The sequence below is a fragment of the Mycobacteriales bacterium genome (genome assembly GCA_036497565.1).
Taxonomy (GTDB): Bacteria; Actinomycetota; Actinomycetes; order Mycobacteriales; family QHCD01; genus DASXJE01.
Genome location: DASXJE010000196.1, coordinates 1 through 8,679, shown reverse-complemented (window position 1 = coordinate 8,679; position 8,679 = coordinate 1). Strand labels below are relative to the sequence as shown.

Sequence of the window (8,679 nt, the reverse complement as noted above, 5' to 3'; positions counted from 1 at the left end):
CAGGTCATCGTGCAACCGACTGGCGGCGGCGGATCCGCGACGTCCTCGACCTCGTCCGAGGCAGGCGTGGTCCCCTTCCAGCGCGGTGCACCGACCACGTCAAAGCAAGTCGGTCAGATCCCGGCCAACTACAGAGAGGGGTCGGGCACGATCGCCGGCGGAACGACGGCGAACAGGGCGACAGAAGCCGCGCTCACCGCCTACCCGGGGGGCGTCGTCGACCGTGTTGTGCAGCTGAGCAACGGCGAGTACGAGGTCCACAACATCGGCGTCAACTGGCCGCACCACATCTTCGTCGACCAGGACTTCAAGGTCGTCGGCGCCGACTGAGGGTCATGCGTGGGCCGGACCCGGCCTAGGCCAGATCGTCGGACCGGCCCTCGGCGAGCCGGGACCACTGAGCCGTTGGCCGTCCGTCGGCCCGGAACTGCTCGCCGGCGGTGGCGTACGGCTGCGGCCAGCCGGTCGGCGAGTCCTCCCAGGTCTCCTGCCGGCCGTACACGGTGCGATCGAGCAGGTGGTAGCTGGAGGCGCCGGCCTCGACGCCGCGACTGGTCGTCCAGTACGTCTCGAACACCCGGTCGCCGTCGCGCAGGTAGTAGAGATAGCCGCCGAAGCCCCGCCCGGCGAGCAACGCATCCAGCGAGTCGCGCGCCGAGTACCACGGCATCTCCCAGCCCATGAAGTCCCGGTACCGGGCGCTCTCGGCGTACGGGCCCTCACAGAACGTCGCGTAGGTGACGTCGCGGCTGTGCAGATAGGACAGCTCCCGCGCGTGCCCGGTGAAGAATGTGCAGCCTTCGCACTGTTCGGCGGCGGGTTTGCCGTCGTGCCACATGTGCAGATAGGTGATCAGTTGCCGGCGCCCCTCGAACACCTCGACCAGGGGCACCGGGCCCTGCGCCCCGACCAGCGTGGTCCGCGCGTCCACCTCGACCATCGGCAGCCGCCGCCGGGCGGCCGCGATCGCGTCACCCTCGTGGGTGTGTGCCTTCTCCCGCACCAGCACCCGGTCGACCTCGGCCTGCCAGGTGGCCCGGTCGACGATCTCCGGCGACGGGTACGTCGTGCTGGTCGCTTCCATCGGTTCGCCTTTCCCTTGCCCGGGCAGGCACATCGCCGGCCCTCGGAAGGTATGACCGGCCGGACGACCGAAACTCATCGGGGAGGGACGCGGCTGGATGCGACCCGGGCCGTCGCGTGGACCGTGGCGATATATATCGGCGTGATCAAAAGTCTCATGCCCATCACCTCATTGTGTTAAGTTCCCGCGCAACTGAACTTCGGACAGGAGCGTCCTTGCGCCGCACAAGAATCGCGTTGGTGCTGGGTGTGCTCGTCGCGCTGGTCGCGATCGCGTGCGGTCAGGGGCCCGAGGGTGGATCGGACCGCGTCGCCTCGGCCGGGGTGCTCCGGGTCGGCACCGAAGGAACGTACGCGCCCTTCAGTTTTCACGACGGCACCACGGGCGCCCTCTCCGGCTACGACATTGACGTGGCGCGCGCGGTCGGCGATAAGCTGGGCGTGCGGACCGAATTCGTTGAGACGCCTTGGGACTCGATATTTGCGGCGCTGGAATCGGACCGATTCGACGTCGTCGCCAATCAGGTCACAATCACACCCGAACGACAGGCGAAATACGACCTGTCCAAGCCGTATGCCGTCGGCGAAGGCGTTATCGTCACTCGAGCGAATGACGACTCGATCAAATCGGTGAAGGATCTCGCCGGCAAGACCACCGCGCAGTCGGTGACCAGCAACTGGGCGGACGTCGCCCGGCAGGCGGGGGCCAAGGTCGAGGCGGTGGAGGGCTTCACTCAGGCGATCACCCTGCTCAACCAGGGCCGCGTCGACGCAACCGTCAACGACAGCATTGCGGTGTTCGCCTACCTGGCCACCACGAACGACACTTCGGTCAAGATCGCGGCCAAGACGGGGCAGCGCAGCGAACAGGCGTTCGCCGCTCGCAAGGGCAGTGGTTTGCTGCCCGGACTCAACCGAGCCATCGATGAACTCGGCGCGGACGGCACCCTGGCGAAGATTTCCCAGAAGTACCTGAAGGCCGATGCCAGCGGCGCAACCCCGCAGAAGGGCGCCGCGGCCCCGGCGCCATCGACCATCAAACTGATCCTGGACAACCTGTGGCCGATGGCCAAGGCGACCATCACCGCAACGATTCCGCTGACCGCGATCAGCTTCGTGATCGGGCTGGTGATCGCGCTCGGTGTGGCACTGGCACGGATGTCGTCGAATCGGCCGCTTTCCGCGGTGGCGCGTGTCTACATCTCGATCATCCGCGGCACGCCCCTGCTGGTTCAGCTGTTCCTGATCTTCTATGCATTGCCCGAGCTGGGCCTGAAGATTGATCCGTTCCCAGCGGCCATCATCGCGTTCAGCCTCAACGTCGGCGGCTACGCCGCGGAGATCATCCGCTCGGCCATCTCCAGTATCCCGAAGGGACAATGGGAGGCCGCCCAGACCATCGGCATGAAGTACCCGACGACGCTTCGGCGAATAATTCTGCCGCAGGCCAGCCGGGTTGCGGTGCCGCCATTGTCCAACACCTTGATCTCCCTGGTGAAGGACACCTCGTTGGCCTCGACGATCCTGGTGACCGAGCTGCTGCGCACCGCGCAGGTGGCGGCGGCGCCGACCTTCGAGTTCTTTGCGATGTACGGCACGGCCGCCGCCTACTACTGGGTCGTCTGCCTGGCGCTGTCGTTCGGGCAGGGCCGCGTCGAACACCGACTGGAAAGGTACGTGGCCCGGTGAGCGTCCCCACGTTGGTCACCGTCGCGGACGTGACGAAGTCGTTCGGCAGCAACGCCGTGCTGAAGGGCGTTTCGTTCGACGTGCCGACGGGATCGGTGACCACCATCATCGGCCCGTCCGGCTCCGGGAAAACGACGGTGCTGCGGTCACTCAACGCGCTGGAGCGGCCGGATACCGGGGTCATCACCATCGGCGATGTCCGAGTGGACTTTTCGACCGATATCCCCGAGACCGAGTTCTACCGGTTCCGCGCGCAGAGTGGAATGGTGTTCCAGGGGCACAACCTGTTCCCGCACAAGACGGTGCTGCAGAACGTCATCGAGGGGCCGGTCATTGTGCAGCGGCGTGCCGTGGCCGAGGCGCGGGCCGACGCGGTTGAGCTGCTGCGCAGCGTCGGGCTGGAGGGCAAACAGGACCAGTACCCGTACCAGCTGTCAGGCGGGCAGCAGCAGCGGGTGGGCATTGCCCGCGCGCTCGCGCTCAAGCCCAAGCTGATGCTGTTCGACGAGCCGACCTCCGCACTGGATCCCGAGTTGGTGGGCGAGGTGCTGGCGGTGATCAAGGACCTGGCCACCCAGGGTTGGACGATGGTGATCGTCACCCACGAAATCCGGTTCGCCCAGCAGGTCGCCGATCAGGTGCTCTTCACCGACGGCGGCGTGGTGCTGGAAAGCGGCCCGCCGAGCGATGTCATCGGGTCGCCCCAACAGGAACGCACCCAACAGTTCCTGCGGCGGATCCTCGACCCTCTCTGATCGCGGGGCACTAGGTCGTCGGCTGTTCGGGCACGGCCCCGGTGACGACGTAGTCGAGTTGCCTGGCGATGGAGACAGCCTGGTCGGCGAACCTCTCGAAGTACCTGGCGAGCAATGCGACGTCGACGCCCACCTGGATGGGATAGGGCGGCTCGGCGTTGCTGACCTCCTCGACGACCTCGTGCTGGAGTTGATCGACGCGGTCGTCGGCCTGCAGCATTGCGGGCCAGTCGTCCCCGGTGGGGGCAGCGATCGACCGCTCGAGGTGGTTGCAGGCCTGCACGCCGAGGCGGGCCATCTCGGCGAACCGATCAGTCAGCTGGGCCGGGACCGCGGGTTGTGGGTGGCGCAGGCGGGCAACCTCAGCGACATGTCGCGCCAGGTCGCCCATGCGATTGATCTTCTCCCCCGCTTTGATCGCGGTGATCACCGTACGGAGGTCCTTGGCAACGGGTGACTGCAGCGCCAGCATCGCGCACGCATGCTCCTCACATTGCGCCGCCAAGGCGCTGATCTGCTCGTCGTCGGTGATGACGCCCTCAACGAGGGTGAGGTCGGTGTCGAGCAACCCCTGGCTGGCACGAGTCATGGCCTCGCTCACGAGTCCACACATCATGGCTAGATCGCCGCCGAGTTGTTCGAGTTGGCCGTGAAAGATCTCGCGCACCCGTCGACCTTAGATCCACTGGGTGCTCACCGCGGACTTCTTCGGCCAGGTTGGTCGAACGACTTGACCGGATGGGATCGGCCAGCGACCCTACCTGGGCGTTCTGCTCTCAAGGATGAGTTCCTGTGTGACGATCCGAGGAGCCTTTGATGACTGCGGACCCACTCCCCTCAGCGGATCAGGCCAGCGAGCTGGTCCTCCATCGCCCCCGGAGCATGGCACCGGGTGCGGCCCGGCGGATCCACGTCTACCTCGATGACCAACAGATCGCGGACCTGGAACACGGTGGAACGGTGCGGGTGCCGACCGAGGCGGGCCCTCACCTGCTGCGAGCGCGTTGCATGCCGCTCATCGGCACGGAACTGCCCTTCATCCTGGGCCACCGCGAAGCACTCAAGGTGTTGATCTACGTCGGCGCGCTCGAAGGGGTGCACATCGACATCGCCCCGGAGCCTGAATCAGCGTGAGGAGTCTCGTTCGGGCTCGACCCAGCAGGCGCCCGGCGGACGATGCTCGAGTCGATCTCGGCGACACTCCTCACGCCGACTCGGGCCATGGACACTTCGAGTTGGTACTGCAGCAGGCGGAGCATGTCCGTCACAGTTCGAGCACCGCCCAGGGTCAGCGACCACAGTGCCGGTCGGCCGATCAGCACCGCGCGTGCTCCCAGCGCCAGTGCGGCGAGTACCTCGCCCCCGTGCCGAAAGCCGCCGTCGACGTAGAGCTCCGGCCCGCCGTCGGTGAGTTCGTCGGCGATCTCGGGCAACACGTCCAGGGTGCCGAGTGGAGTGTCGAGGGCACGGCCGCCGTGGTTGGAGACGACGATCGCGTCCACCCCACTGTCGCGAGCGGGTGCGACGTCCTCGGCCGACATCACGCCCTTGACGACGATGGGCAGGCTCGTCACGTCACGCAACCAGGCGAGGTCGGCCCAGGTCAGCCGGGTGTCGTGATCCCAGGCGCCCGGAGTCAGGTGTGCCGTGCGTGGGGGCAGGTAGGCCGGTAGGTGATTGGCCACGCGGGTAATGGCCGATCGCATCGTGGCGCCGACCAGTGGGCGCGCCGGCATGTCGACCGTCAGACATAGCGCCCCGGCGCCCGCCGCATCCGCCATCTGGACCAGCTCACGGACGCGTCCGCGATCCTCGCCCCAGTACAGCTGGAACCACAGGTCGACGCCGGAGGCCGCGACGTCCGGGATGGTGCGGCCGGTGGCCGCGCTGAGGATCATGACAGTGCCTGCGTCGCGGGCGCCGACGGCGGTGGCTACCTCGCCGTCCGGATGGACCAGCGTGTGCAACCCGGAGGGAGCGATGAGCACGGGCAGCTCGACCCGCTGCCCGAGCACAGTCGTCGCCGTGTCGATCGAGCTGACGTCACGGAGCACCCGAGAGCGGAGCGCCCACCGTTCGTGGGCCATCCGGTTGGCCCGCACCGCGCGATTGCTCCCGGCGCCGTCCTGGACGTACGCGCGCACACCCGCGTCCCAGCGGTCGACGGCCTGTGCCTGCAGGTCAAGCAGGCTGTCTACGACGATCCCGTCGTCGAGGACAAACGTCCCTACCGCCGCCGGTGTGGTATCCGTCACGATTCGACTCTAACAAGTGACTTGGTCACTAAGCAAACTCGACTAGTGCATACGCGCGGACGGACTCCGGTCCGCGGAAAACGTGGACGACTCTGACTATGATGGGCGAGCCGGCACCTCCGACCGGCTTATGACTCGGAGGTCGCAGGTTCACATCCTGCGCCCGCTACGACCAATTACCCTGCGAGGGGGCCCGATCGCCGACTGGCGACCGGGCTTCGATCGTGTGGGGACAGGAGTAGTTCGTGGCTCGAGGTGACCAGCGCCCACAGCGCGCTCACCGCACCGCCCGTGCGCCGAAACGCCGCGTCCGCGATCGGGACGACGACGGCATCGTTCCGGTGCTCGCCCGTACCGCCCGCGAGGTTGAGACAGCAGCGCAGCGCGGGTCCGTCCGGGCCTCGGACCGCACGAAGTTCCAGGTCGTGGCGGTCCTGGCTCGCCAGGAACGGGCCCGGGTACGGGCGGAGATCACGAGCGACGCCCGCCGGTCCGCGATGCTCAAGCGCCTCGACGGGATCGCGCTGATCCTCGCGCAGACCGCCACCCGCGACACGTCGTTGCTCGAGCTGCTCGCCGAGGACGCCGTCCTGTCCGACGCGGCCAGGACACTCACGCGGAACCTGTTGGAGGACGCCGGAATCGAGGCGGCCCCCGCCGGGGTCACACCCCCGGAGCCGCCCATCGCCCCCGCCCCCACCGAGCGGCGGGTGGTGCCGCAGACGATCGTCTCGCGCCAGTTGGCGAACCCCTTCCTCGCTCCGGATTTCTCGGCCGCCAGGCCGAGCGTGGCCCCGGCGCGCCGCCTGGCCACCTGGGAGCTGCTCGGGCCGCTCTTCAGCTCGTTCGAACGCGCCGGCGGCGGAGCCTCGCCGTGCATGGCGCTGCCCGCGGCGTCGTCCCTGCAGGCACCGGGTGGCCGCGAGCTGATGCCCCACCAGGGGCAGCTGGTCGCCGCGGCCGCCGCCGGGCACCGGAGCTTCCTGCTCGCCGACGAACCGGGCCTGGGTAAGACGGCGCAGGCGCTGCTCGCCGCGAAGGCGGCGAACGCCTACCCGCTGCTCGTGGTCGTGCCGAACGTCGTCAAGACCAACTGGGTCCGCGAGGCCGCCCTCTGGACCCCCACCCGGTCGGCCACCGCGATCCACGGCGACGGCGACACGATGGACGGCTTCGCCGACATCGTCGTGGTCAACTACGAGGTGCTCGACCGCCACGTGGGCTGGATCGGCGATCTCGGCTTCCGCGGCATGGTCATCGACGAGGCGCACTTCATCAAGAACAAGACCTCGCAGCGCTCGCAGCACGTGCTGCAGCTGTCCGAGCGAATCCGGTCCCGCGTCGCGCGGCCCCTGCTGATGGCCCTGACCGGGACCCCGCTGATCAACGACATCGAGGACTTCCGGGCGATCTGGCAGTTCCTCGGCTGGATCGACGACACGAAGCCGCGCGCCGAGCTGATGACCGTGCTGGAGGAGACCGGGCTGACGCCGGCCGACTCCGGGTTCTACCCCGCCGCCCGCCAGTGCGTGGTCGACCTCGGGATCGTCCGTCGCCGCAAGGTCGACGTGGCCGCCGACATCCCGGCCCGGCGGATCGCCGACCTTCCCGTCGAGCTGGACGAGAAGGTCGGCCGGTCGATCCGGGCGGCCGAGCAGGAACTGGCCCGCCGCATGGTGGGGCGGTACGAGGCCGCGCTCAAGCGCCGCAAGGCCGGCCCCGACGTCGAGGGGATCGACCACGCCCTCGTGCGCCGGATCGCCACCCGGGAGCGCAAGGAGGCGACCGAGGCCGAGGGCACCGAGAACGTGTTCGCGATGATGCGGCGCATCGGGCAGGCGAAGGCCGGCCTCGCCGCCGACTACGCGGCCCAGCTGGCGCGCAGTGCCGGCAAGGTCGTCTTCTTCGCCAAGCACATCGACGTGATGGACGCCGCCGAGGAGACCTTCACCAAGGCCGGGATCCGGTTCTCCTCGATCCGTGGTGACCAGGCGCGGACGGTGCGCCAGAAGCAGATCGACGCCTTCGTGAACGATCCCGAGGTCGCGATCGCGGTCTGTTCGCTCACCGCGGCCGGGGTCGGCATCAACCTGCAGGTCGCCTCGAACATCGTGCTCGCCGAGCTCTCCTGGACCGATGCGGAGCAGACCCAGGCCATCGACCGCAGCCACCGCATCGGTCAGACGGAGCCTGTCACCGCGTGGCGCATCATCGCCGCCCAGACCATCGACGCGAGGATCGCCGAGCTGATCGACAGCAAGGCGGGGCTCGCCGCCCGGGCGTTGGACGGTTCGGACGAAGAGGTGGCGTCCTCCGCGGACGTGCAACTCGAGGCACTGGTGGCGTTGTTGACCGACGCGTTGACGGCTCGGCCGTAGCCCAAGCGCGGGGACGGGCGGAGCGCAGACATCGCGTGCGACGTACCGCCGTGACTACTGCAGCGCCTGGATGCCGTCACGGACCTCTTGTACGAAGATGTCGGGCTGCTCGAGCGCGGCGAAATGGCCGCCCCGCTCGGTCTGGTGGTAGTAGCGCAGGTCGGTGAACCGGGTGCGCAGCCAGCGCTCGCTCACCCAGAACAGCTCCTTGGGGAACAGCGAGTAGGCGCTGGGCACGGGGACCTCGTCGGCAACCGGGTTCGGGAAGCTCTCCCAGTACAGCCGGGCGGAAGAAGTCGCGCTGTTGGTCAGCCAATAGAGCATCACGTTGTCGAGCAGTTCCTCGCGGGACACCGCGCCCTCCAGGTGCCCGTTGCTGTCGGTCCAGGCGTAGAACTTCTCCACGATCCAGGCCAGTTGGCCGACCGGTGAGTCGGCCAAGCCGTAGCCCAGGGTTTGCGGTCGGGTTCTTTGCTGGGTGGAGTAACCGGACTCGTGGTCCCAGTACCGCTTGACCTT

At 68.1% G+C, this 8,679-nt stretch carries 9 protein-coding genes; 5 read left to right on the top strand and 4 right to left on the bottom strand.

Annotated features, from left to right (window positions below; all coding sequences use genetic code 11):
- The coding region (locus VGH85_16305) for a hypothetical protein (GenBank protein HEY2175370.1) at positions 1 to 330 on the top strand (330 nt) is incomplete at its 5' end.
- Positions 331 to 355: 25 nt separating this feature from the next.
- On the opposite strand, the gene VGH85_16300 is transcribed toward VGH85_16305, so the two are convergent.
- A complete protein-coding gene (locus tag VGH85_16300; protein ID HEY2175369.1) occupies positions 356 to 1,084 on the bottom strand; it encodes a DUF899 family protein in 729 nt (242 codons plus the stop codon).
- A gap of 242 nt (positions 1,085 to 1,326) precedes the next feature.
- On the opposite strand from VGH85_16300, the gene VGH85_16295 reads away from it, so the two are divergent.
- Together VGH85_16295 and VGH85_16290 are read left to right on the top strand one after the other, a co-directional pair.
- Positions 1,327 to 2,772, top strand: a complete 1,446-nt coding sequence (locus tag VGH85_16295) for an ABC transporter permease subunit (protein ID HEY2175368.1) — start codon at positions 1,327 to 1,329, stop codon at positions 2,770 to 2,772.
- An 11-nt stretch (positions 2,773 to 2,783) separates the two neighbouring features.
- Positions 2,784 to 3,527, top strand: coding sequence for an amino acid ABC transporter ATP-binding protein (locus VGH85_16290; GenBank protein HEY2175367.1), 744 nt, complete (start codon positions 2,784 to 2,786; stop codon positions 3,525 to 3,527).
- Between the two features lie 10 nt (positions 3,528 to 3,537).
- Here VGH85_16290 and phoU read toward each other — a convergent pair whose 3' ends face one another.
- Complete coding sequence (phoU, locus tag VGH85_16285) at positions 3,538 to 4,194, bottom strand: phosphate signaling complex protein PhoU (GenBank protein HEY2175366.1); 657 nt, start codon at positions 4,192 to 4,194, stop codon at positions 3,538 to 3,540.
- Between the two features lie 149 nt (positions 4,195 to 4,343).
- Between phoU and VGH85_16280 the strand changes: the two genes are divergently transcribed.
- On the top strand, positions 4,344 to 4,661 hold the full coding sequence (locus VGH85_16280; protein ID HEY2175365.1) for a hypothetical protein: 318 nt from the start codon (positions 4,344 to 4,346) through the stop codon (positions 4,659 to 4,661).
- On the opposite strand, the gene VGH85_16275 is transcribed toward VGH85_16280, so the two are convergent.
- A complete protein-coding gene (locus tag VGH85_16275; protein HEY2175364.1) occupies positions 4,601 to 5,782 on the bottom strand; it encodes an alpha-hydroxy acid oxidase in 1,182 nt (393 codons plus the stop codon). The genes VGH85_16280 and VGH85_16275 overlap by 61 nt on opposite strands.
- 245 nt (positions 5,783 to 6,027) lie before the next feature.
- Between VGH85_16275 and VGH85_16270 the strand changes: the two genes are divergently transcribed.
- On the top strand, positions 6,028 to 8,160 hold the full coding sequence (locus tag VGH85_16270) for a DEAD/DEAH box helicase (protein HEY2175363.1): 2,133 nt from the start codon (positions 6,028 to 6,030) through the stop codon (positions 8,158 to 8,160).
- Positions 8,161 to 8,214: 54 nt separating this feature from the next.
- On the opposite strand, the gene VGH85_16265 is transcribed toward VGH85_16270, so the two are convergent.
- Positions 8,215 to 8,679, bottom strand: a 465-nt coding sequence (locus VGH85_16265) for an epoxide hydrolase (protein HEY2175362.1), incomplete at its 5' end; no start/stop codon positions are given.